The 22393-nt window shown below is 37.9% G+C and carries 24 protein-coding genes and 2 pseudogenes; 12 read left to right on the plus strand and 14 right to left on the minus strand.

The window, feature by feature from the left end; all coding sequences use genetic code 11:
- The first annotated feature begins 173 nt into the window (after positions 1-173).
- Positions 174-1019 (plus strand): TIGR02391 family protein, encoded by an 846-nt coding sequence (locus PCIT_RS14065; RefSeq protein WP_010365099.1) that lies wholly within the window; start codon positions 174-176, stop codon positions 1017-1019.
- A gap of 99 nt (positions 1020-1118) precedes the next feature.
- Here the strand turns inward: PCIT_RS14065 and PCIT_RS14070 are convergent, their stop codons facing one another.
- Positions 1119-1310, minus strand: coding sequence for a hypothetical protein (locus PCIT_RS14070; protein ID WP_010365097.1), 192 nt, complete (start codon positions 1308-1310; stop codon positions 1119-1121).
- Between the two features lie 95 nt (positions 1311-1405).
- On the opposite strand from PCIT_RS14070, the gene PCIT_RS14075 reads away from it, so the two are divergent.
- From PCIT_RS14075 to PCIT_RS14085, 3 genes are all read left to right on the plus strand, one after another.
- Positions 1406-1675 (plus strand): helix-turn-helix domain-containing protein, encoded by a 270-nt coding sequence (locus PCIT_RS14075; protein WP_010365095.1) that lies wholly within the window; start codon positions 1406-1408, stop codon positions 1673-1675.
- Positions 1676-2526: 851 nt separating this feature from the next.
- Entirely contained in the window at positions 2527-2748 is a 222-nt protein-coding gene (locus PCIT_RS14080; RefSeq protein WP_010365093.1) for a hypothetical protein, read from the plus strand.
- A complete protein-coding gene (locus tag PCIT_RS14085) occupies positions 2741-3622 on the plus strand; it encodes a site-specific integrase (protein ID WP_010365092.1) in 882 nt (293 codons plus the stop codon). The genes PCIT_RS14080 and PCIT_RS14085 overlap by 8 nt, the downstream gene beginning before the upstream one ends.
- Positions 3623-3633: 11 nt before the next feature.
- Here the strand turns inward: PCIT_RS14085 and PCIT_RS14090 are convergent, their stop codons facing one another.
- The 8 genes and pseudogenes from PCIT_RS14090 to PCIT_RS14125 form a co-directional block, all read right to left on the minus strand.
- Positions 3634-4518, minus strand: a complete 885-nt coding sequence (locus PCIT_RS14090; protein ID WP_010365090.1) for a DUF6602 domain-containing protein — start codon at positions 4516-4518, stop codon at positions 3634-3636.
- Between the two features lies 1 nt (position 4519).
- Positions 4520-5548, minus strand: a complete 1029-nt coding sequence (locus PCIT_RS14095) for a reverse transcriptase domain-containing protein (RefSeq protein ID WP_010365087.1) — start codon at positions 5546-5548, stop codon at positions 4520-4522.
- Between the two features lie 131 nt (positions 5549-5679).
- Positions 5680-7788, minus strand: coding sequence for a retron Eco8 family effector endonuclease (locus tag PCIT_RS14100; protein WP_010365085.1), 2109 nt, complete (start codon positions 7786-7788; stop codon positions 5680-5682).
- Positions 7789-7859: 71 nt separating this feature from the next.
- Entirely contained in the window at positions 7860-9107 is a 1248-nt protein-coding gene (locus tag PCIT_RS14105) for a tyrosine-type recombinase/integrase (RefSeq protein WP_238348029.1), read from the minus strand.
- Between the two features lie 476 nt (positions 9108-9583).
- Positions 9584-10646 (minus strand): annotated as a pseudogene (locus PCIT_RS14110) (IS3 family transposase).
- Positions 10647-10679: 33 nt separating this feature from the next.
- Entirely contained in the window at positions 10680-11069 is a 390-nt protein-coding gene (locus tag PCIT_RS14115; protein ID WP_010365077.1) for an Arm DNA-binding domain-containing protein, read from the minus strand.
- 108 nt (positions 11070-11177) lie between these two features.
- Positions 11178-12632, minus strand: a complete 1455-nt coding sequence (locus PCIT_RS14120; protein ID WP_010365076.1) for a hypothetical protein — start codon at positions 12630-12632, stop codon at positions 11178-11180.
- Positions 12633-12644: 12 nt separating this feature from the next.
- The gene (locus tag PCIT_RS14125; protein ID WP_010365075.1) at positions 12645-12926 is read right to left on the minus strand and encodes a hypothetical protein; all 282 of its coding nucleotides are present in this window, start codon (positions 12924-12926) and stop codon (positions 12645-12647) included.
- A 168-nt stretch (positions 12927-13094) separates the two neighbouring features.
- Here PCIT_RS14125 and PCIT_RS14130 point away from each other — a divergent pair, with 168 nt between their 5' ends.
- From PCIT_RS14130 to PCIT_RS14140, 3 genes and pseudogenes are all read left to right on the plus strand, one after another.
- Positions 13095-13508 carry a S24 family peptidase gene (locus PCIT_RS14130; protein ID WP_010365074.1) on the plus strand — a complete coding sequence of 138 codons (414 nt, stop codon included), beginning with the start codon at positions 13095-13097 and terminating at the stop codon, positions 13506-13508.
- Positions 13496-14201: pseudogene (locus tag PCIT_RS14135) on the plus strand (Y-family DNA polymerase); the annotation flags it as partial. The gene PCIT_RS14130 and the pseudogene PCIT_RS14135, both read left to right, overlap by 13 nt.
- A 260-nt stretch (positions 14202-14461) precedes the next feature.
- Complete coding sequence (locus PCIT_RS14140) at positions 14462-14620, plus strand: hypothetical protein (RefSeq protein ID WP_169727617.1); 159 nt, start codon at positions 14462-14464, stop codon at positions 14618-14620.
- A gap of 66 nt (positions 14621-14686) precedes the next feature.
- On the opposite strand, the gene PCIT_RS14145 is transcribed toward PCIT_RS14140, so the two are convergent.
- Entirely contained in the window at positions 14687-15295 is a 609-nt protein-coding gene (locus tag PCIT_RS14145) for a hypothetical protein (RefSeq protein ID WP_010365072.1), read from the minus strand.
- On the minus strand, positions 15279-15455 hold the full coding sequence (locus tag PCIT_RS14150) for a hypothetical protein (protein ID WP_157592869.1): 177 nt from the start codon (positions 15453-15455) through the stop codon (positions 15279-15281). The genes PCIT_RS14145 and PCIT_RS14150 overlap by 17 nt, the downstream gene beginning before the upstream one ends.
- 194 nt (positions 15456-15649) lie before the next feature.
- Here PCIT_RS14150 and PCIT_RS14155 point away from each other — a divergent pair, with 194 nt between their 5' ends.
- Positions 15650-15964: a cupin domain-containing protein gene (locus PCIT_RS14155; RefSeq protein ID WP_010365070.1), complete on the plus strand. Its 315-nt coding sequence runs from the start codon at positions 15650-15652 to the stop codon at positions 15962-15964.
- Between the two features lie 53 nt (positions 15965-16017).
- Here the strand turns inward: PCIT_RS14155 and PCIT_RS14160 are convergent, their stop codons facing one another.
- Positions 16018-16410: a tellurite resistance TerB family protein gene (locus PCIT_RS14160; protein ID WP_010365068.1), complete on the minus strand. Its 393-nt coding sequence runs from the start codon at positions 16408-16410 to the stop codon at positions 16018-16020.
- A gap of 536 nt (positions 16411-16946) precedes the next feature.
- Between PCIT_RS14160 and PCIT_RS14165 the strand changes: the two genes are divergently transcribed.
- On the plus strand, positions 16947-17357 hold the full coding sequence (locus tag PCIT_RS14165; protein ID WP_010365067.1) for a hypothetical protein: 411 nt from the start codon (positions 16947-16949) through the stop codon (positions 17355-17357).
- A 64-nt stretch (positions 17358-17421) separates the two neighbouring features.
- Positions 17422-18339, plus strand: a complete 918-nt coding sequence (locus tag PCIT_RS14170; protein ID WP_010365066.1) for a M14 family metallopeptidase — start codon at positions 17422-17424, stop codon at positions 18337-18339.
- Positions 18340-18385: 46 nt separating this feature from the next.
- Here the strand turns inward: PCIT_RS14170 and PCIT_RS14175 are convergent, their stop codons facing one another.
- On the minus strand, positions 18386-18976 hold the full coding sequence (locus PCIT_RS14175) for a CBS domain-containing protein (protein WP_010365065.1): 591 nt from the start codon (positions 18974-18976) through the stop codon (positions 18386-18388).
- A gap of 419 nt (positions 18977-19395) precedes the next feature.
- Between PCIT_RS14175 and PCIT_RS14180 the strand changes: the two genes are divergently transcribed.
- Positions 19396-20352, plus strand: coding sequence for an FHA domain-containing protein (locus PCIT_RS14180; protein ID WP_010365064.1), 957 nt, complete (start codon positions 19396-19398; stop codon positions 20350-20352).
- A gap of 48 nt (positions 20353-20400) precedes the next feature.
- On the opposite strand, the gene PCIT_RS14185 is transcribed toward PCIT_RS14180, so the two are convergent.
- Entirely contained in the window at positions 20401-20928 is a 528-nt protein-coding gene (locus PCIT_RS14185) for an Mpo1 family 2-hydroxy fatty acid dioxygenase (protein WP_010365063.1), read from the minus strand.
- A gap of 214 nt (positions 20929-21142) precedes the next feature.
- Between PCIT_RS14185 and PCIT_RS14190 the strand changes: the two genes are divergently transcribed.
- Entirely contained in the window at positions 21143-22366 is a 1224-nt protein-coding gene (locus PCIT_RS14190; RefSeq protein WP_238348030.1) for an amidohydrolase, read from the plus strand.
- Positions 22367-22393 lie beyond the last annotated feature (27 nt).

A 22393-nucleotide genomic window follows, 5' to 3' on the forward strand; every position in this document is an offset into this window, starting at 1 on the left:
TATCAACTGTGCTTTTTACAAAAAGCCCTAAGTTTCCTCACTACGTGTAACAGGCAGCCAATTAGAAGCGCCTTTTTTGATACTAGTCTGAACCAGTACATCTAGGCTAAGATACGATTAGTTAAAAGTAAAGCGTTTATTAACTGCTTAGTTATAAATAGGAATAAAGGAATATGAAAACACATTTGGCAGGCATCGATTACCGAGGGCTCGCAGGTATTTCACAAAACTGTATTGATGCTGTAGTTGAGATGATTCATTTCGGCCGAAAAATCAATACAGTCAAAATATTAACCTGCGGCAGTGATCATAGCTGTCGTCATGCATTATTACTGAACGTCGATGTTGACGTAGATATTGCGATAAAATCAGGATTTACTTCTGGCTACTCGGGTGAGGGGCCACGATCTTTTGCCTATATTTTATCATTACTCAGAAATTTCGCTGATGACATTGATGAATATAGAGTTTCCAGAGACTTTATAAGGCGAATAAATAGCTCTGCTCTAACACTACAAGATTTGGAGTGGCTTGTAGCTCAAGAACCAATTAGACCTCAGCAGTGGTACGAATATATCTATGACCACCGCCATAACAACTCTTCTTGGATAGATGATTTTCCAGCAGAAATCCCACTTTCTCTAATAGATAAGCGGTTACTTGAAGTTGCGATATCATTCAAGGAAAACCCTGATAACGCACTAATGACAGGGTACAGGCTGCTAGAGCGTTTGGTTAAAGAGAAATCAGGGCTAACTAAAGAAACAGGTGCAAAGCTCTTCTCAAAAGCATTTACTGGTGAGAATGCACCGTTATATTGGGATGATTTAGATGGCAGTGAGAGTACTGGCCGTGCAAATATGTACTCAAGCATATTTATGGCCTTTCGTAATCGCCGCGCCCATCAACAGCTAGAAAGTAACATTCATGATGATATAAGAGAGTTTTTGTTGTTGAATCAACTCTTTGTCTTAGAACAATCAACCAAAGTCAGAGAAGTTGAATATCAAAGCATCTAAGAAAAGCCCTCTAATTAAAGCGATACGCAGCTGTAAGCTGCGTATCGCATGCAACTCTGTAAAAACCCAACTCCACATTGACACTAATAACCTCGCAAATCAATAATAAAACTCCCCCCTATCATCGGCTTCTCGTGCTTCTTGCTCAGTATACTCGTCACCACAAAAGTTTACGTTACCCATTCCATCACTGTGCTCATCAATAAACTTGTCTTGGTCTGATTTTTTATCGTCATCGATCATGACTTCAAGCGCAATTAACGCGGTTGCTTTCAATGCTTTTAAAAACATGGTTTAACCTCTCACATTAAAACTAAGGATTCCTGAGTATCAGAACACCATTAAAGCTAAGAGACTCTTAGTTTTCAAGCATTAATTAATTCCCGATGAAAACAAATGACGAGTCGCCCTTTCCAAAACGCTTAAAAGAAGCACGAAAGAGGAAAGGTTTATCTCAAAAACAGTTAGGTATTTTTGCAGGAATGGACGAGTTCTCAGCGTCTGCAAGAATGAACCAGTATGAAAAAGGGGTTCATTCGCCTGATTTTAAAACAGTCAAAGCACTCGCTAAAGTTTTAGATGTGCCAACTGCCTTTTTGTTTTGTGAAGAGGATGAACTTGCGATACAAATAACCCAGTACCGTGCTAATTTATAGCCTACTAAAATTGATGCTGTCATCTGATGAGTGATAGCCGGTTTTATTCAGACTTATGAAGGTAAATTAGTCAGATATAAAGGTGTGTTTAAAGCAGGCAAAGCCAACGGTAAATTAACAAGTCCAACTGGGAGTTTTACAGCTCACGAAGCTATTACAATTCTGTCGAAATATGGTGTTCCAACCATAAAGGACAAGTAAAGACATACACGATTTGCTTTTGTCGTGAGGTTACGTCTTCCTATTCACACGACGAAACCAAACCGTAAAAAATACAACCAAACCTAAAACAAGTAAGTTACTGGCTATCAACGGTCCCATTTTTATAGCTCCAAAAAAATCACAGTTTTAAACCTAATCGAGTTTTTGTACACCTGCAAATTTGCTAAAAACCAAGCCTTTTTAACCGAGGCATCATGAGCAATTTCCTCCTCTTTTAAAAGGGGCTACGCCCCCCGCTATGTCGAAGCGATAAATCGCTCTCGTCATAGCTGGGGGCTTGGTTTTGCTGAGCTTATACGCAGATTTTTATTTGCAGATTGAAAGCAGCCTTATTTAAGGCTAACCTGAACTTAATTTAGCCCTTTGGGCATTAAAGAAAAACGGCGCTACTCAGCTGCCGACAACACATAGTGAGGACCCTCACGGTTTTTATATTTATGTCATGCCGCGCCACATTTATGGCGCTTTTCAAATTCGGCGCTTAGTTGCTGCCGCTTCCACGTATCTGAGGTTTTTATTTTAGGCGAGATCAGTCCGAGCCTTGCGCTTTTGCGCTTAACTGGGGCGAATAGGCTTTAGTGCCGCTGAGCAACTGTGTTGCCAGTTAATCTTACAACCAAGGAACACGCATGACTTTTAACCCAAATAATGAAGTCGCTTTATTAAAAGCGCAAACCAAACTACGTGCCCGTAAACGTCATAAACCATCAAAACTTGATAAGTACCACACTCAACTTTGTAAGCTATATGACGCGGGTGCAACTAAAGCTGAGTTACAACGCTGGCTTACCATGAGAGGTATCGTTGTACAATGGACGACTGTTAAGCGGTGGCTCGATAAAAATGCCTAAATTTGCCAAAGCCAGCACACAAGCCAAAAACGTTATCAAAGGGCTGACTAAAACAAAGCGTATAAAGTCTCTAGGTACTGCCAGAAACTATATGCAGGCACTTAAAACAGTAGCAAGCTGGTCAAAGGATATCGGTATAAATGGCATTCAATCTATGACGATTGAAGAAGCTCGAACTTATCTTGATTACCGGGCTGAAATAGTTGGCCAAAAAGCCTTAGATATGGAACGCCAAGCAATACAGGCCATGATGCAGTTAAATGGCAAATTACAACCAAAACAGCCTCTTTACCGAGTAAAATCGTGTTTAAATGAAATAAAGAGATCTCGTGCTTACACTAGAGAACAAGCTAAAGCTATTTCACATAGGCAAACAGAAAGAAATCAACTCGCAACACAAATCGCTTATGCGGCCGGCCTTCGAGCTCATGAGCTACTAACACTTGCCAAAGCTAATGAACGAAGTCCAGATATACGAACTACTCTAGGCTCTAAATGGCAAGGCCGAGATGGTGAACTTTACACTGTAGTTGGTAAAGGAGGCTTGATTCGTCATGTGCTTATTCCCAATACCCTTTCCTCTCAGCTCGAGCAAAAACGTTTAGCTCAACCAATCACTGTAATTGACAGAGAAATTAACTATTCTCAGCGTTACAATATAGCTGGGGGTAAAAAATGGTCAGACTCATTTTCCAAAGCCTCTAACCGCACTTTGCTGTTTTCTACAGGCGCACACGGTTTAAGGCATAGCTATGCCCAAGAGCGAATAGTTGAGCTTCATGCGTTAGGCTTTAAATATAAAACGGCCTTAGCGACCGTTTCACAGGAGATGGGGCATTTTAGGGCCGATATAACTGAGGTATATCTTAACTAAGCCAAGTACGCTCACCTCTCAGCACCACATATGATACTTCCTAACGACTTTTCAATATTTTTAGCAGGAAAAGAAGTAAACCCGGGCCTTGTGATGTTTCTGCGAGTTTCGTCATAGTAGACAGATAATATTCCGTTCAAAAGATATTGCAGTCCGAGATGTAGCTCTCCCTCGGTATGATTATAGCCAATGAATTCTGCGGCAAGATCTCCATTTTTTTGCTTAGGTTTTTTCTTATGGATACTCCAGTCAGAAAGCGAGCCGATATAGTTTAATAGGTGATCATATTTGGGACGTTCGCCCTCAGAATACACTTTCTTCATACCCTTGAAAATCCATTCAAGGGTTTCTGGATTTACCTTTTGAATATTCGATTTCATAGAAACAAGTGCAAGGAAAGGTCCTCGAACAATAGAGTTAGAGTTCGTACTATTTCCCTTTAAAGATCTACACAATTTTGCAGATTGGTACAAGGCTTTACACTCTTTAGCGATATCACTATCGTTTAAATGTTTTTTAACTGAGATAATACCAATCACTCCTTCGGGAGGCACTATAACGCTATTACCGAACCTTTGAAAAACGGGGAAATTTAAAGAATCATAAATAATAATATCCAACTGAGATGAGTGTTCATCTTGGTCACCCTTACGTTCCTTCCCGCTTCCTGTTTTAACCGATGGGCGCAAAATAAATCCAGTCAAGAGCTCAATACCATTAGGAAGAAATTTATTTAAATATTCTGACAAAAGGTCTTCAACAAACCGCCCATCTTCACCTTTATGAGCAGCCCCCTGCTGCCCATCTGCAGGTATAAGAGTTTCAAACTGTTTGTAAGTTAATAAAAGAGTTTCTACTTCTTTAGACCAGTAACTACGCAATCGTTCACCATCCATATTACCCCCTATCATAACTTAAAATTATTGAATTAAGATCTTCTATCAAAATACATATATGCCTTCTATGTGCACTATCGACACAAGAGTAGAGATTGTCATAATTCAATAGGCTTATTAAATATGATCGATAACCTCTTAATTTATTAATAACTTGATCTCTACAGAACTTATCAATAAAACTTTTTTCATCAGAATACTTTAGATTCAAATTTTTTAGATTGTCTTGGAATAGTTTTTTTGCGATCATTTTATCTGAAAGCTTTCGAATTTTTTTAAAATGAATCAGCTTCTTTAAAGTTTTGAGCCTTAGATTTGAAAAACTAAGCTTTTTATTGTTTTCTTCCCCTGAAATTACATACCCATTTAGTGAGATCGCACCTGAAGTGGTTATTCTTTTGCCATTATTTAAACGCATATCTAGCTTACTAATAATGTAAGAGATTTGAGATTCGAACCAGTTAGAGTGAATTATCGAATTACTCGCACTCGAAAACAAAAAATCATCAGAATACCTAGAATATATAATTTTCTTTTCATGGCAGAGCTTTTCTATAGCAATATCTAAGGGTCTAAAAACAAGATTAGCAATCGCGGGAGATGCGGGGAAACCAATTGGTAATACCCTCTGTTTATCAACTTCAACGGTAAGAAAAAAGGAAATCGCTTTTGCTAGCACCTTGACCTCATAAGCGTTCTTCCCCCTAAGGTGTGAAATTAAAAAGATTTCAATTTGTTCTCTTTTTATTGAATTAAAGAACGCTTTTACATCTAACCTGAGAAAGTGCTCCCCATCTAAGTGAGGCCTGAAAAAATCAAAGTAGGAATGTTTTTTTCGATATGCCTTGGCAACAGAGCTTAAAGGTAATTTTGAAAAGAGCACATTTAAATTTTCGCTTGAAGTTTTATATTCTGGGCTTCTTGGAATATAGAACCCATTTTTAAAAGCAAAATCACTGCTAATTTTTTTAATATCTTCAATTGACTTGACTTCAAGCGCTTTAAATATTTCTTTTTGGGATAATTTCATAAGTAGGCTACGTTACGGTACAAATTACAAAGTTCCACTTTAGTGGGATTTTAGAATCGAACTACTAGGCGCATGGAGCTAGTAAATAAGGGCTTGAAAGGTAACAACCTTTTAAAGCGAACTTTCCCCTTCTAACTACCGTAACGTAGTTGAGAAATAGTATCATAAAGCTCCTCGAAGTAAACTTTAAATAACTTATCAAATTCCAATCCTCTTTCTTTAGAAGCATGTTCGAGTTCTAATATGGCATAATTTAAAAAGTCAGAAACCCAACCATCTGTCTTATTAATACCGTCGGAGCTGCTAAGTTTATCTTCTAACCATAACATAGCCCTCTTAGCTTCAATATCAACGAGAGTAGTTGATATATCATTCCTCTTAAATTTTTTCTTTTTCAACAAAGAGTCAGATTTACCTAAGAAAGCAATTCTTAAGTATTGAGTAAGTGTACTTTTATTCAGAAAAGAAGGTTTTTGTATCTTCATGCATATTTCATCGACGTCAACACAACGTTTATTTCGTAACCACTCTAAAAATAAATCTATTGACTTCCTATTTATCAATGTACCTTCAATTGTCGTACTCAACACAATTGTATTTTTGGCTCTAAGAATTTTATTTATACCATTAAACAAATTAGGTAAGAAAGTGGCATTTTCACAAGTTAATTTGAGCGGACATATAGGTATAGGAGTTTTATCTAAGTTAATTATTTCATTTGCCAAACGATAAATTTCAGCTTCTAAACTAAATTCATTAGAGCTTTTGAAAGAGTAAGCCATATGTGCGTGCTCTTTTATTTTCTTTATTGATTGAGGCCTCAAGTCTAACGAGCTTCCATAACGATCAAACTTTAAGATATTTTCACCTAAATTTTTATCATAATAAATCTTCACCCCCTTATCTGCGTCAAAAAGAAACTTGTATGGAATTTTTGTATTTATAAAATCAGGCGTTATTTTCTTACTTACTTTTTCATCACTAGCTTTGTACACATCCACGCCTAAAAGCCATGGAAACTTTCTAATCAAGTTATTATTTTCAAAAACTTCCTTTTCAGTCTGACCTTCAACAAATAATATAAATGAGCTAAAAAATAATCTTGCTTCATTATCTCCAAAGTTACAAAGAAAGTTCGAGTCATTAAATTTAGACTTTGCATAAGACACACTCGTCGTGAAATCTGCACCTTTGTAAAAATGAAATACCTTATGCTCGTTATTAAAGCTTTTGATCACTTGTTTTACAATATTTTGAGAATGGGTCGATAATATTAGCTTTGGTCTAGGAGTTTTCAGCCTTTTACCTTCTTTATTTGTATAAAGCAGTTCAAGGCTGTATTGCAATTCATGGATTAGCTTTTCACTCATTTTTGGATGCAATCCTATCTCAGGTTCATCTACAAAAATAATAGGGGTTTGATATGTCCTTTTTGATAAAGATGAAATAAGATTCAAAACAGTTAAAATATAATTGTATGAATTTGTTCCATCGGAGGTTCGTCTCAGGTCGAATCCATCAAACTCAAATTTATCGCCTTTCAAACCAGCTTTTAGATAAGCTATTATCTTATCTCTGTATTTATAAGGTTTAGTGCTGCTTAACCTGTTAATTTCATCTATTCTATTTCTATAAATTTCGAGTTCACTTTCTTCTAAAAAGCTCTCAAACTGACTTTGAAAGTCAACAGCATTAAAAGGGCGTAGTTTACCTAAAAATTGCCACAAGTGATTCCAATCATGAAGTTCCAAGTGTCTAGAATCAATTTCGAATAATGGGAATATATCTAAAATCACTTCTCGGAGTGTACTAGTTCCATCTTCGAAGTTATAGGTGCCATCATTTCGAATATTTAAAGTTAAAGTTAGTTCATCATACTCCTTTGGCCTTTCTCCCGAGTTATAAAAACCGAACCAAATTCCTTTTTTCCTTGGGAACAATGCTGATCTAACCTTTGAAAAATAGTGGTTGCTATTCGCTTTATGGGAGTGAACTAGCTTATTTATATGAAATGTATCAAATGTAATCGAAATCTGACCAAATGAGTCATAGTTGCTATTCAATTCCAAGGGAATACATCTAACACTTTCTAGAGCTTTATAGAAAAAACTGATGGCTTTTAACAAATTTGATTTACCAGCATTATTTATACCGAGTAAACATGTAACTTGTTCAAGCCCAGAAATATCAACTTCTTTAAAAGATAAAATATTTCTTATTTGAATACGCTTTATTCCCATTTTAAGCCTAAATAAGAGGTGTCATTAATTAGAAGACTAACATTACCACTTTCGCTCAATAAAACAATCAATTACGACATATTTGCAATCCTGTTCCCCCACTTTTCCAAAGCTTTTCGACGTTTTCCCATATATTCCTGCATATTATAAACTCCCTGCACCCCTTGTAATTGATGATTAAGTATTTTTTCAATTACTATAGGGTCTGTCCCGATATCATCACCACCCAATCTTGTCGATACAGTTCTCCGTAAATCATGAGGCACAAACTTTGGTACTCCAAGTTGCTCTAACTTCCGACTTATAGATCGTGACAGTGAGTGCCTGTCAATCGGTTGTTCACCTGGGCCTGATTTATTGGTTGTTGTACTCGGGAATACATATTTAGAATTGAGGTAACCAAATGCTGCACGTAGCTCATCAAGCAAAATAACCATGTTTTGAGTAATCGGTACTTTGTGGATTCTTTCGCCATTTTTATTTTGCTTGACGCGCTCAGCGGGGATTGTCCATATCATTTTTTCAAAATCAAACTCTTGCCACTGAGCACCTGTGACCTCAATAGGTCTACAACCGGTTAATGTTATGCATTTCAATGCATAAATAATTTGCTGGCTTATACCTAGCTTTGGTAAGCGCTCAAATACTTGCACCACCTCTTCAAACTCAAGCGCTCTGGTTCGAGATTTTTCGAGGCCCCCCACGCTTTTCTTTTTAACTGTGCTTATGGGGTTACCTTGTATTAAATCTCGCTCAACACCAAAATTAAACATTTGCTTAAGGATAGATAGCGTTTTATTCGCCTGCGTTTTAGCACCTCTATCAGTTATTGGATCAAGTACTTTTTCGAAAATTTCACGGCGAGTTATTTCTTTAAGTTTATAATTACCAATAAAGGGCAAAATGTCTTTTTCAAACATTCTAATTACTGGATCTATACCTTTTCGATTAACTTTTATGTCTCTTTCAATAAACTCATTTGTAAGCACAGCTATAGTGGGTGAGTTATCATCAATGAACTGTTGTTTTAATGCATGTTGTTTTGTTGCGTATACGTCTTCACCTGATGCAATCCTACCTTTAAGACTTTCAACTGCTTTTCTAACATCTTTTAAATCGCACTCTCCATAGTACCCGAGGAGGTAATTTCGTTGCTTGCCTTTAACTCCACCAAAACGATAATTTAGATAAAGTGCAATTTTACGTCTTTTATCACTTTGCATTTTACCTACACGGGCATGAAAACCACTTAACTTTGTGTCATTTATTCGTTTAATAGGTTCAGGGACTGAGCTTAGTAAAGAATCGGTTAATAACATTTTCACGATCGACATATGTAGCACCAAAAGAATAAAAATAAACTACATGCAGCATATATGTAGCATCAACCATATTCAACTACTTAATCCTACTTATAGCTAACCTCAACTAGTTACTTTAATTTATTTATACATAATAACAAGTTAGCAATAAACCCAGTTCTACTTACAGCTACTTATTTCTACTTAGACCTAACGTTAATCTTTATGGGGTGTCAGGGGTCGCAGGTTCAAATCCTGCCATACCGACCAATTTTTTCTTACCTCAATCAATAAGTTACATCATTGTCTCTTCATATTTTTCGCACTAAGCGTCAGTGACATCCAACTCTATATCGCACATTTATCGCACAATATTTATCAAAAATTATTTTCTCTTTTTTTGGCTTAGTTCTGGTGTTGTGGGGGGGATATATAGGAAGACAGCTAATGGCACTGTAACTCCACCCAATTTAGTACAGCTCTTTTGTAGAATTTTATGCAGCCTCAAAATAACCAATTGGTGTCATATCACCAAGTGAATCATGAGGTCGTTCATAATTATAAATATCTAACCATTCATCTGTGATTTCATGTACTTCTTGTAGTGACTCAAACAAGTATAAATCTAGCGGTAACTTCGGTTAAACTTTTCCACAAAGCCCTTTTGATAAGGGCTACCAGGTTTTATAAACTCTAGCTTAATACTGTTTTCCATCGCCCACGTTTCAAGCATAGTGGAAGTAAACTCTGGGCCATTATCTACTCTAATTTGTTTTGGTTTACCGCGCCAAGCAATGATCTGTTTTAGTGTCCTAATTACCCTCTCAGCCGTTAAACTGGTATCAACTTCAATCGCTAATGCTTGTCGATTGAAGTCATCGAGTACATTCAATGTTCTGAACCGATGTCCATAGCTTAATGCATCACTCATAAAGTCCATTGACCTATGTTCTGCTGGGGCACTTAACGGTTCTGGCGTTCTCGTTGGTACACGGCGTTTTCCTTTGCGTCTTAAGTTGAGTTTAAGCATGTTTTAAACACGTTCAACACGCTTCTTATTCCAAGGTTTACCCTTGTTGCGAAGCCTTTTAAATAGTTTGGGCAGCCCCCATCTTTGGTGACGTTCGGCCAATGCTAGCAATGCGTCGATAACCTCATCATCTGATTGCCGTTTATGTTTGTAATAAAAAACTGAGCGGCTTAGTCCAGCCACTTCACAAGCAAATGCGACGCTGACGTTTAATTGAGTTCTCAAATGCTCAACCCAAGCTCTGCGTCTACAACTTGTCTTTACAGCTTTTTTGCAATGATATCCTCAAGCATCGAGTGCTTTAAGCTTAGCGTTGCAAACATATCTTTTAGCTTACGGTTTTCTTCTTCAAGTTCTTTAAGGCGTTTAACATCATATGCTTCCATACCACCATATTTTGAGCGCCATTTGTAAAATGTGCTTTGGCCGATGCCATGTTTACGGCAAATTTCAGGCACTGAAATACCTGATTCAGCTTCTTTGATCATGCTGACAATTTGAGTTTCGGTGAACTTACTTTTTCTCATCGTAAATTTTCCTATTTTAGTTAATGGAAAATTCTACTTATGAACTGTTTCATTTTTTGGGGGGATTACCACAGTTTTATATTTCTTTGAGATTGAAGCATTGCGCTGCTCTCGCTCGATATACCATGGGCATACCTCTGCGACATTTACAAGTGCGGTTAATTTTGCGGTTTTGTTTTGGGCTATCGCTAAAAGCAAACCTTCAAGCTGCTTTCTCGCGCCTGCGACCGAAACTAACGGCCAATCGCCTATTTTTGGTCGGGCTGTTTTTCCGTAACGGTTAAGCTCTAACAGCCAACTACCAGTTCGGTCGGCTTTATAGCGAAGTAATAACGGAGTTTTTCGATCCTTTACTTCTGCAATTGTTAAGTTTTTCCCCTGATCATATAGAACACTTTCTGAAAGCAAAGCGGTTATTCGCATATCGTTGTCAGCCTAAAAAATACTTACCAACACTTTAACGATTAATTACAGTTCATATACGACACATGATGACTACTTTATGTATGAAGCAACAAACAATTAAATAAATCATAATTGAGTATCAAATAACTTTTTCATTTGTGCCAATAAACGCTCCCTGCTAATTGTCATACCTTCAATAAAATGTTGATGGCTAATTTCTTTAGAAGAAAATTCCCAAGCTTCATCCGATACTTTCATACCAAATGTACACGGTTTATCGCCAACAAAAGTTACATCATCTAACCTCACCCCTAATTCTTTCGCCGTGAAGCCGACTTTTTTACAAAGTTCTGAGGTGCCATTCCTTATGACTAACATACCAACAAAAGTATTTTCATTTTCAGTATTTAAATCAATTTTATTTATATCGGCTTCTATAATCGCAAAATCCCCACTAAGAGATACTTGCGATGTGCCTTTTATCTCATCGGTCTTCAATTGAGAGTTTTTAATTGATAGAAATGGAAATGCCTCCGTACTATACTTATCAAACACCTCTCCATTAACAACTATTTGAGAGTTCACTAGCTCAAAATTAACATGGCGGCTTGTATAAACTTTTGAATCATCTCCATTTCTAAAATAAACTGTTTTAAAATTATAAGTATCAATTCTACCGCCTTTATCACGCTCAACTTCCCACCCCAGTTCAAAATTGATTCTAATATTTTTTGAGTCTAGTATAACCACTCTACTAATATGCGAACCATTAATTGACACCCTAGATGAGTCACTTATATGCATGCTCCCACCACCTACACATTCATGATTTGGCTTAGTAAAATTATACATACCTTCACGAAATTCAGACCGTGCCCTAGCGGTCATCATAAAAATAAATCTATATGAATCTTTAATTGTAACTTTTGAGTTTACCAAGCAACCTATAGAAATATGATTGACAGGATTCTTATTAGCTCCTGAAATAGTAACTTCACTATCCTCTAATAAAGATAATGAAACACTAGCTCGTTCAGAAAAAAAATCCACACTACTATCCCTAATCATTAAATCACTAAACTCTGTATTTACGGTGTAAAAACTTAGCGAGCTATCATCTATTATAAGATTCCATATTTTATGAATACCTTTCATTTTATTGATGTATAATTTTGAACTTTGCATATTGTGACTTTCAAAGTCATTAAAAACCAAGTTCGATATATCCATACCCTCATCCAACATCCATTGGATTGCATCTTTTCGCAGCTGGCCAGGTTTGGTAGTATCGAATGCCAATGAAATACGGCTATTCTCTTCACTCATCAAGTTTGCTTTTGATGCTAGATAAACTGAATAAACACTCAGTAAAGTAATAAATAAAACAATACAATGTAAAAAAGAAACAACAAACTTAACGCCACCACTTATTGGCTTTTCAATAAACGTCATTGAACAGAAAGTATTTTTGATTAGATCGAAAATATTTGGATCATGGTACCCTTGTGACCTCATAATTTTCTGATACACAAACTTTTTCTTTTTTGCCTTAAGATTTTTAACCTTTCGGGTGTATGACACCGCATTACTCCCTTATTTATTCTTAGCCGCTGCATAGCTATTTGAGTGAACTGCCTTTTTTTCCTTTACAAATTTACTGCCTTTGAGCTCTCCATATTTAATGTAATCAGGTTCTTCACCGATTGGATATGACTCACACTTTACGTTCTTCATTCGCTTGATGCGCTGAGTCACTTGTCTTTCAAATGAGTCAAACCCATCAGAGTGTTCTGAATATGGGTTATCACTATACGTAGGCGACTTTGGCCGACATTTTTCAATATCCCTGATAATTTTCGACTCTTCCTCTTTCACTTTATCTCCTTGAATTTATGAGCCATCACATTTGAATTGCCTCATTTAAGCACACTGCGTAAACAAAAAGAATGCAAAATGTTAATTAAGTAAGCACCATCATCCCAACATTGCACAACCCCAAACTCGCAATAACACTGTGTTTATGCACAGTATGATTTATCATGTATGAAAGTTATTCCTATTAAAGCGCAAGCGGGTATTGTTGGATTCGAGTCCCCAGCATCTGAATACAAAGGGCTTGGTCTGTCTCTAGAACAGCTCATTATCAACAACCCAAACGCCACATTCATTGGCCTAGCATCGGGTGAGTCAATGCAAGGTGTTGGCATATTCGACGGTGATATTCTAATTGTTGACCGCTCGGTTGAGCCAAAACAATACGACGTGATTATTGCAAATTATAACAACGAATTTGTATGTGAAATTATAGACATAACAAATAGAAGGTTATTATCCGCCTCCCATATTTACGCGCCAGTAGCAATATCGGAGGCTGATACTTTTCAACTTGAAGGTGTGGTGATAAGTGCCGTGAGGCTGTTTAAGAAGAACGTAGAGCTTGCGAAATGTATGCGCTAGTTGATGCCACTGCATTTTATGCCTCGGCTGAAAAGGTATTTGATCCAACAATTCGTAAAAAAACCTGTCGTCGTGCTTTCAAATAACGATGGTTGCATTGTTGCCGCATCACCAGAAGCGAGAGCCCTAGGCATTCCAAAATTTGAGCCCTACTTCAAATTAAGGCAAATACTCGAGCAAAATGATGTGATCATTCGCTCTTCAAATTACGAACTATACGCCGTACTGTTTGGCGCAGCACTAAGTTGCCCGTTGGGGTCGGTTTTGGCCCTACCCCCACTCTAGCCAAAGCCGCCAACCACGCCGCAAAAAAGTTTACAGCCGACAGGAGTAGCTGCAATTCATGACGAGCAATCCCGCAAAACGATACTCGCACGCATGAGCGTAGGTGACGTATGGGGTGTGGGTAAACGCTTATCTAAAAAGCTCTCAATTATGGGGATTGATACAGCATTAGACTTAGCAAAGCAAAGCCCAAAACACATGCGCAAACAATTTAGCGTGGTGCTAGAGCGCACAATCGAAGAGCTAAACGGCAACACGTGCCTATCGTGGGATGAAGTAAAACAGCGCAAAAAGGAAATTTACAGCACTCGTAGCTTTGGTGAACGCGTTACGACCCCCGCCGCACTAAAAGCTTCATTAATCACGCACTGCTCAATAGTAACCAAAAAGCTGCGCCAACAACAATCTGGACTTCCCAGCTTTTACTAGACAGTTTTTAACTCAGAATAGTACGCTTCCTCAAACTTAGCAGGTGAAACAGTTTAAAAGCTGCTCAATATATTCACCCCATACTTAAGGGAGTACAAACAAGTCACTCTCTCTTAGCAACATTCTTATTTTTAAAAATGTCTTGAATAGTGGGTTTTAAACTGTTAATAATGGTGCAGCTGTTGAATATTACAGCTATGTGAAATAAAAAATATAAATAAATTTTTCAAGGAAATGATATGAAACTTAATTTAAAAAAAGCACCACTAAAGAACTTATCAACACAAAATAGTCTACCAAATGATGCTACACCACAAATTGCTGGTGGCGCCAGCCGTCGTGCATGTAGACCTCCAGTGTCTCAAACCGGCGGACCATTTTGGGCATGTGAATGTTAATAAACATTAAAGCCCACGTACAGCATATATGATTATGCTGTACTATCTTCATAGCATTTATTTATACTAATTTTCAAGGCACGTTTTTTTAGAATCAACCAGTCGACAGTCGTTCATAGGTAAAATCACGTACTCTTCTCCGCCAATAATGAATTGAATTAATTTACCGTAGTTGGAGCTTGGCTTCGCGACAGAGAATAATACTGAGAATACAAACACCATCAACGCAAACAATGCAGAACCGAGGGCACCTTTTAAAATTGCACTGCCCCAGCCATCGCTGTTAAGGCCAATTGCGTGTTGAATTGCTTCACTTTCACTTTTAACAGTTTTTGCAACGGCGTCGTCTTTTAACTCATCATACAAATCATCAATACGCTGTTCTGCATAATGTTCTGCAAATGACAAAAAGGTTGCTTCAGCATCGCTCAGTAGCTTTTTTAATTTTGCATCGTGATAATTTAATAAAAAGTTTGCAACGACTTCTGGCGGCACACTGGCGTCACCATGAACTTGCCGATACTGTTCTTTCCATTGATATTTTTCTAATTTGTAATCTGCGTAGGCAAGCATACCAATGAGTCTATATTTAGAGTCTTCACTGGAGTCTATAACTAACCTTTCAAAAATTGGATTGTAATGTGGATGGGAGGTGGTATTAGCCTGCGAGACCATGTACTAAAAGCTCCTGCTCTATTTGCTTTTTACGCCCGTTCCTTACTTTTAGCGCAGCTTCAAACGCATGATCAGCACCATTTACTTGTACTTTTTTCATAACGCCATTTACCCGTACAAACCGACTCGTAATAACGTTATTTTCATTTACATGATTCATAGTGCCTCCAATTTGTCTGCCACCATAGTACCAAACCTCAAGCACCCTGCTCAAGGTAAATTAAGCGACTGTTTAAATTTAGCACATTATTGGTTAAATCAACCGCCCTTCAGACAAATTATTCTCCATTATAAGTTGCTCAACATATTGAGTGACTGATACCTTTAACTACTTTAACAAAACGATACTTAACCATGCATAACTTTCTATCTCAACTTCCTCAAGATACAACGCAAGAGCACTTTGAAGCGATCATTAACACAAAACAAACTCGTATAGAGCGGATCGTTTCATTTGGTCAAACATCTCCTGACGTTGGTTGGTATGACCAACATGAAAATGAGTGGGTTATGGTACTAGAGGGCTCTGGCACCATTGAGTTTGAAGATGGCACCAGTAAAACCCTTAGTAAAGGTGACTATTTAAATATAGCGGCTCACACTAAACATAAAGTAACGCATACGGCAATCAATGAACCAACAGTTTGGCTCGCTATTTTCTATATCTAATGCGACCACCTTAAGCGTCGGCCTTACTTTTATTTTAAGCCAATCAAGATCAGCTATACCTGATCTTCAAGCACCGACATAGCAGCTAATTCATTGCTGTCAATCTTCCCATCCGCGCTGATAACTCTGTGCGCCAGTTTTACAGCAAATTCACGCATGGGCTTATCAACAATATGTTTCATCCTATGCTGAATAAATGCTTCAATATCGTCGCTTTTTACCGCCAACACACATTTCCCAGTCATATCGCAGATATAATCATCAAGCTTAACCGCAGAATTCCAGCTTAACGTGTCAGCCCACTTTTTAACAACCGCCAATTCAGACTCAGAAATAACGCCATCCACACCCACAAAAAGTAAGGCTAAATCTAAAAGTGATTCTTTTTGTAATTGCTCTACACAAATACCACTATCAAAGTGATTTAATAATTGTTCAAATTTCATTTGATTTCCTTTTACCGACTTTGCTCAGATGTTTTCTTACCTTATGGGAAAGAAAATGCGTTGTCACGTTGGATTATTTCATACAAGGAACTCCTTCAACCCCCACACAAATAAACTTTAGAATAAAAACTCAAGATTAGCATTAAAAAGTGAAATAACACTCTAATCTACTGATAAAAATAAAAACGATGTAATTTAAAAAACTATATAAATATAAAATACTGGGGAAAATACCGCCTTAACACTCAACATATTTACAATAATACAAACAAAAACTTATACACTAAAAAAATATTTCCATACCTTTACACTTGATAAAATACTCTTTAGAGGTACTCATTATGGATTATTTAAGTTTACTCCCCCCATACTTAAAGACTGAGTTATCGTTTTTTATCATCAAAGAGCAACATTCCCTTTTGCTTATTTACCGCTAAAAACTCACTATTTTTTCTTAACTTCATATTTCATCCATTTTGTTTCAATATCTTGCACAACCTCAATATTGCCCAAACTAAAACAGGAAGAGATAGTCCATGAAAGAACTTAAGTTGCAAGTCAATTTCGCATTTTACTGCGTTATTGGTATCATTGCTTTTTCTATATATATCATATCGTTAAGTCTTGCAGGCGGATCATTTAGTGTGATATTCAAAGGGCAAATGGCCTTTGCACTGATCATTATCGTAATTGCAGCTATCAATTTCACTCTCGCCGTTACCGGTCAGAGGCATGTCCTTTTTTGCAATAATGGATTGTCGTATGTCAATGTCTTTGGTACTCAAAAGTATATACCAGCGGAAACCATCACTAATGTCAAAGTACAGACCAAACTCGGTGTTAAAGTTACAACTGTATCCACAGAGCTAAATACAATTTACCTAGTTGGCTTCAAACCTGCTAAAAATCAAAAACAGAAACTAAAAGAACTGGGTTATTTAGCCTAGAATATTTGCCTCAATACGACAAAGCCAATAGGATCGCACAATAATAATTTCACAGAGGCATCTTATGTCACAACCTTATTCTATTGGTACAGTCGGAACACCTTGGGCTACAAAGGAAAAACAACATTGGCTACATGCGCAATCGATTAAACGTAGTTACCAAGACAATGTAGTTACTAAAATAGCTGAATTGAAAAAAGCATTTACCGTCGAACAATACGGTTCGCTCAACTACAGCGAACGGACATTTGATTTGTTCGCGATAAAATCGCCAAATTGGGATATTAACAAACCCATCGCACTCGTAACGGGTGGTGTACATGGCTATGAAACCAGCGGTGTACATGGCGCATTAGAATTCGTCGAAAAGTATGGCCAGCACTACAGTCAGTCATTCAACTTGCTCGTACTCCCCTGTCTAAGCCCATGGGGGTATGAAACCATCAACCGCTGGAACCCTAATACTGTAGACCCAAACCGTTCTTTTTATAATGAAAGTCCGGCGCAAGAGTCTCAAATGGCAGCTAATTACTTAGCACAATATGATGAAAATATACTATGTCATATTGACTTGCATGAAACCACCGATACTGATAACGCTGAATTTAGGCCTGCATTAGCAGCCAGAGATGGCGTGGTAAATCATAATTGGAATATTCCTGATGGCTTTTATTTAGTTGGCCATACTCAAAAGCCACAAGCCAATTTTCAAAAGGCGATCATTGAAGAGGTCGCGACAGTAACCCACATTGCACCTGCAGACGAACAAGGTAAGTTAATTGGAGTACCTCTAGAGCAACTTGGGGTTATTAACTATGACGGAACTAAGCTTGGATTATGTATGGGTGTAACTAATGCGCCTTATGTATCAACTACAGAAGCTTACCCGGACAGCGAAAACGCTACACCTCAGTTGTGCATAGACGCTCAGGTTGCAGCAGTGAAAGGCGCACTGAATTATTTGTTAGAAAGCTCCAGCTAATACGAGATCCAATATCAAAAATATAGGCAGGCCCCCCTGCCTATATCTACGCTGTCATTTCTTGATGTTCATGAATGATGCTAAAAATATCTTTAAAGGAATGCGCTTTTTGCAAAATGTTGACTGGAATATGCAAGGCACGTGCTATATCACTGGCTGAAATCATTCCCCTTAATACCCCTTTATTATCAATCAACAAAACATGTTGATGGCCTAAGTCTTTGAGCGTTTCAAGCACGTCACCAATCTTTGCTAATTGCACCATCGCATAGGGCATTGCGTGTAAATCAGATTTGCTTATCATTAAATCTTCAACGGTTAAATCGCTGCGCGCTTGATTCCGCTGCTGCGCTACGCTCAGTACTTTTCTCCCCGTCAAGTCTTTGGAATTAATAACACCTAAAAATGTATCATCATGATCAACCACCATCTTAGAGCGTACATGACCATTTACCATCATATAAAGCGCATGGTCAATATCCACATCCTTTAATACAACTTGCGGGACTCTACGTGTAAAATCAGTGATCACCGTTGTAGCATCACTTGACAATTCAAGGCGTTGAGAATCGAATTGGTCACAAAACTGATATACTCCTTCTAACTTCACCGTATCTAACTTTGTATATTCACCCATAGAAACCCCTTTCACTTCTAACAACAAATAGGACTCATAAAAATATGGTTCACGACTAGCAATTGTGCAAGGCTAAACATTTCTCTTAGGTGTAATGTGCTGTAATAGCCAAGTGTCATTAAACCTTCTAAAATCATGTACGTTCAGTCGAGCCTATGCCCAGGTTCGTTAGATAAAAGAATTGATTGTATTCAATCTTATTTCTTTAGTTTTATCGGTGAACATGCTCATTAACCGCTGTTTATACAGTGCTTAATTGGCAGCTTCCCTCAATGATTCAGACCCACAATGTGGGTCTCTTTTGAGTAAAGAGTGGGAACGGTCTAATTAATATTTTGTTAAATAACAAAACATTGTAAAATACCGAGCTAATGTGCACCCATAATACAATATGGCGTAAAAAGATTTAAGGAATATGAATGGCTTACCTCATAGATGAACATAAACTAGAAAAAATATATCTCAAAAGCTACCACACAATTGGACGTTACAAATTTAATGTTGATACTCTGATCGACCAACCCGGAGTCTCTCGACACCATGCAATTATCGAACTTGCGCAAGGTAACTGGTTAATTCGTGATGTAAGTACGAACGGTATTTGGATCAACGATAAAAAAGTTGATAAAAACTTGCCTTATCAACTGTGCGAAAACGATAAAATTGACTTTGCCGCTCATGGCCAAAATTCATACGTTGTTGCTAACCTCAGCGATGACTGCCAGTACTTAGTATCACAAACCAATAGCAAACAAGTAATCGAAGTTAAAGACCAAATATTGCTGCCGAATAGCGGTGATCCAAGCCATATTATTTACTTTGACGCTATTTTAAATTATTGGTTTTTAGAGGACCTCACTAACAATGATCGTCAAGCTCTTATTGATGGTGGGCTTGTTAGTGCATTTAACGACCAGTGGCTATTTTACTCAGCAAGTACAGCAGCTATGACAAAGCACCTTGATAATCAACCTACGGTTAAGCCATGTGGTTTAACTTTTAGTGTGAGTCAAGATGAGGAAAGTACCCAACTATCTGTTGAGCTAAATAACGAGAGTTTTGATTTAGGCACCAGAACCCATCATTATCTTTTACTGCTGTTAGCAAGAACCCGCATACAAGATAAACACGCAGGTTTGGAGCTTGATGAGCAGGGTTGGCTATATCGTGAAGAGCTGGTTAAAGCACTCGGTGTACAGATGAATCATATGAATATCATGGTGCATAGGGCGCGTAAGCAACTCTCTGATGCTGGTGGAGAATCCAACCCTGAACTTGCTTACCTATTGGAAACGAATAACGGTCGCGTACGCTTAAATAGCCAAGACATAACCATTATTAAAGGCAGTAAACTCGAAACCCGAATTACCATATAACATGGTTACTTTTTCTCCCTTTGTGATAAGCACATTGTGCTTATCACACTATTTTTTGTTTCTCTGCTTTTTGTAAGGTCCGGCAATATCTATAACCTGTATCTCTAAACTCTTTAAAAAACCTAATTTAAAAGCAAATTCAGAAACAACAAATAGTGGGCCTATAATTAGTCCCATCAAATCATCAACAAAAGCTGGTTTTTTGCCCTCAAAATAATGCCCTATAAACTGTATAACCCAACCAATAAAAAAAATGCTAAATGCCACCATGTAAAACCACAGCTCTATACCCGAAAAATGCATGTAACTGAGCTGGGCAGAGAGATAACCTGCTGCCAAAAGTCCAGCCATAACACATCCAAGCTTTACCTCCAACCAAATATAATACAGCGATAGGCCAAAAATAATAAACAATGCAGGCGTTAGCACAACGCTCTCAACGGTCAACATAGGGATATACAATAGCCAAATAACTGCAATTACTATCAATGGTACCCCAACAAAGTGAGTGTATATGTTTCTTTCATCCCGATGATAAATGGCATATTGCCCTAAGTGTTCAGTGAGTGTTTTCATAGCACGCTCTTTTTATTTTATTTATTCAACCATATTCGACACGCCTACGACAATCAAGTTTTCGACGCAGGTTACTTGAAATACGAGCCACTCACTGTAAATTAACAACTGTCTAAGTATTAGATATATAAATATAACAACAGGAACACCTATAATGAGAACGCTATTTATCATTACTGCATTGATCATAATCGCTGGAAGTTTCTCTAAAGCGATGGCCCAAACACCTTTAATTGATAAAATCAACAAAGACGTGGTTACGTGGCGCCGTCACTTGCATCAATATCCGGAACTTAGTAATCGAGAATTCAAAACAGCTCAATACATTACCGATCATTTAACCAACTTAGGATTAGAGGTAACCACAAACATTGCACACACCGGCGTTGTTGCGACTTTAAAAGGAGCAAAGCCTGGGCCTCTCATTGCATTGCGTGCCGATATGGATGCACTGCCTATCACTGAATTAGTTATGTTACCTTTTGCATCAAAGCAGAAAGGGCAATATAAAGGGCAAGAAGTCGGAGTGATGCACGCCTGCGGTCATGATGCGCACGTAGCAATCTTAATGGCCGTTGCCAGCAGGTTAGTGGCCCAAAAAGAGCAACTAAAAGGTTCTGTTATGTTTATATTCCAACCTGCAGAAGAAGGCGCTCCTAACGGCGAAGAAGGCGGTGCACAATTGATGTTAAAAGAAGGCCTTTTTGCAAAAAGAAAACCGGATGCTATATTTGGGCTGCATGTAACAAATCGGTTAAACACCGGAGAGATTGGTTATCGCAGTGGCCCAATTATGGCAAGCGAAGATTCCTTTACAATCAAAGTGCAAGGAAAACAAACTCATGGCTCAAGGCCATGGCATGGTGTTGACCCAATAGTCACATCGGCTCAAATTATCTTGGCAACACAAACCATTGCTTCTCGACAAGTGAATGTCACTCAGTCACCCTCAGTTATTTCATTTGGTGCTGTTAATGGAGGTATTCGCTCAAACATCATCCCAGATCATGTCGAACTTGTTGGCACTATTCGCAGCTTCGACCAAGATATGCGAGCTGACATTAAAAAGCGCTTAACAAAAACAGCCAGTTATGTTGCCAAATCGACAGGTGCTACAGCCCACACTCATATCAACCATGGGTACCCTGTCACGATTAACAACCCAGAATTAACCATGCAAATGTTGCCTACTTTACAAAATGTGGTCGGTAACAATAACGTCATTGAAATGGATTTAATCACTGGTGCTGAGGACTTCTCATATTATGCATTGAAAACTGCAGGTTTATTTTTCTTCTTAGGTATTACGCCAAAAGAACAGGACCCAGCCACATCTGCCAGCAATCACTCACCACACTTTTATATTGATGAGCAAGCATTGCCAATAGGAGTAGAATCCTTAACGAGCCTTGTACTGAATTATTTAAATACCCCTTAATATGACTCGCAAAAAATACCGCCACAC

Origin of the sequence: Pseudoalteromonas citrea (assembly GCF_000238375.3) — a bacterium.
In the GTDB taxonomy this organism is placed as follows: Bacteria; Pseudomonadota; Gammaproteobacteria; order Enterobacterales; family Alteromonadaceae; genus Pseudoalteromonas; species Pseudoalteromonas citrea.

What these genes read in the sequence shown, in the direction of transcription:
- PCIT_RS14065 (WP_010365099.1), top strand. Translation starts at nt 174, where the DNA reads ATGAAAACACATTTGGCAGGCATCGATTACCGAGGGCTCGCAGGTATT.
- PCIT_RS14070 (WP_010365097.1), bottom strand. Translation starts at nt 1,310, where the DNA reads ATGTTTTTAAAAGCATTGAAAGCAACCGCGTTAATTGCGCTTGAAGTC.
- PCIT_RS14075 (WP_010365095.1), top strand. Translation starts at nt 1,406, where the DNA reads ATGAAAACAAATGACGAGTCGCCCTTTCCAAAACGCTTAAAAGAAGCA.
- PCIT_RS14080 (WP_010365093.1), top strand. Translation starts at nt 2,527, where the DNA reads ATGACTTTTAACCCAAATAATGAAGTCGCTTTATTAAAAGCGCAAACC.
- PCIT_RS14085 (WP_010365092.1), top strand. Translation starts at nt 2,741, where the DNA reads ATGCCTAAATTTGCCAAAGCCAGCACACAAGCCAAAAACGTTATCAAA.
- PCIT_RS14090 (WP_010365090.1), bottom strand. Translation starts at nt 4,518, where the DNA reads ATGGATGGTGAACGATTGCGTAGTTACTGGTCTAAAGAAGTAGAAACT.
- PCIT_RS14095 (WP_010365087.1), bottom strand. Translation starts at nt 5,548, where the DNA reads ATGAAATTATCCCAAAAAGAAATATTTAAAGCGCTTGAAGTCAAGTCA.
- PCIT_RS14100 (WP_010365085.1), bottom strand. Translation starts at nt 7,788, where the DNA reads ATGGGAATAAAGCGTATTCAAATAAGAAATATTTTATCTTTTAAAGAA.
- PCIT_RS14105 (WP_238348029.1), bottom strand. Translation starts at nt 9,107, where the DNA reads ATGTTATTAACCGATTCTTTACTAAGCTCAGTCCCTGAACCTATTAAA.
- PCIT_RS14115 (WP_010365077.1), bottom strand. Translation starts at nt 11,069, where the DNA reads ATGCGAATAACCGCTTTGCTTTCAGAAAGTGTTCTATATGATCAGGGG.
- PCIT_RS14130 (WP_010365074.1), top strand. Translation starts at nt 13,095, where the DNA reads ATGAAAGTTATTCCTATTAAAGCGCAAGCGGGTATTGTTGGATTCGAG.
- PCIT_RS14140 (WP_169727617.1), top strand. Translation starts at nt 14,462, where the DNA reads ATGAAACTTAATTTAAAAAAAGCACCACTAAAGAACTTATCAACACAA.
- PCIT_RS14145 (WP_010365072.1), bottom strand. Translation starts at nt 15,295, where the DNA reads ATGGTCTCGCAGGCTAATACCACCTCCCATCCACATTACAATCCAATT.
- PCIT_RS14150 (WP_157592869.1), bottom strand. Translation starts at nt 15,455, where the DNA reads ATGAATCATGTAAATGAAAATAACGTTATTACGAGTCGGTTTGTACGG.
- PCIT_RS14155 (WP_010365070.1), top strand. Translation starts at nt 15,650, where the DNA reads ATGCATAACTTTCTATCTCAACTTCCTCAAGATACAACGCAAGAGCAC.
- PCIT_RS14160 (WP_010365068.1), bottom strand. Translation starts at nt 16,410, where the DNA reads ATGAAATTTGAACAATTATTAAATCACTTTGATAGTGGTATTTGTGTA.
- PCIT_RS14165 (WP_010365067.1), top strand. Translation starts at nt 16,947, where the DNA reads ATGAAAGAACTTAAGTTGCAAGTCAATTTCGCATTTTACTGCGTTATT.
- PCIT_RS14170 (WP_010365066.1), top strand. Translation starts at nt 17,422, where the DNA reads ATGTCACAACCTTATTCTATTGGTACAGTCGGAACACCTTGGGCTACA.
- PCIT_RS14175 (WP_010365065.1), bottom strand. Translation starts at nt 18,976, where the DNA reads ATGGGTGAATATACAAAGTTAGATACGGTGAAGTTAGAAGGAGTATAT.
- PCIT_RS14180 (WP_010365064.1), top strand. Translation starts at nt 19,396, where the DNA reads ATGGCTTACCTCATAGATGAACATAAACTAGAAAAAATATATCTCAAA.
- PCIT_RS14185 (WP_010365063.1), bottom strand. Translation starts at nt 20,928, where the DNA reads ATGAAAACACTCACTGAACACTTAGGGCAATATGCCATTTATCATCGG.
- PCIT_RS14190 (WP_238348030.1), top strand. Translation starts at nt 21,143, where the DNA reads ATGGCCCAAACACCTTTAATTGATAAAATCAACAAAGACGTGGTTACG.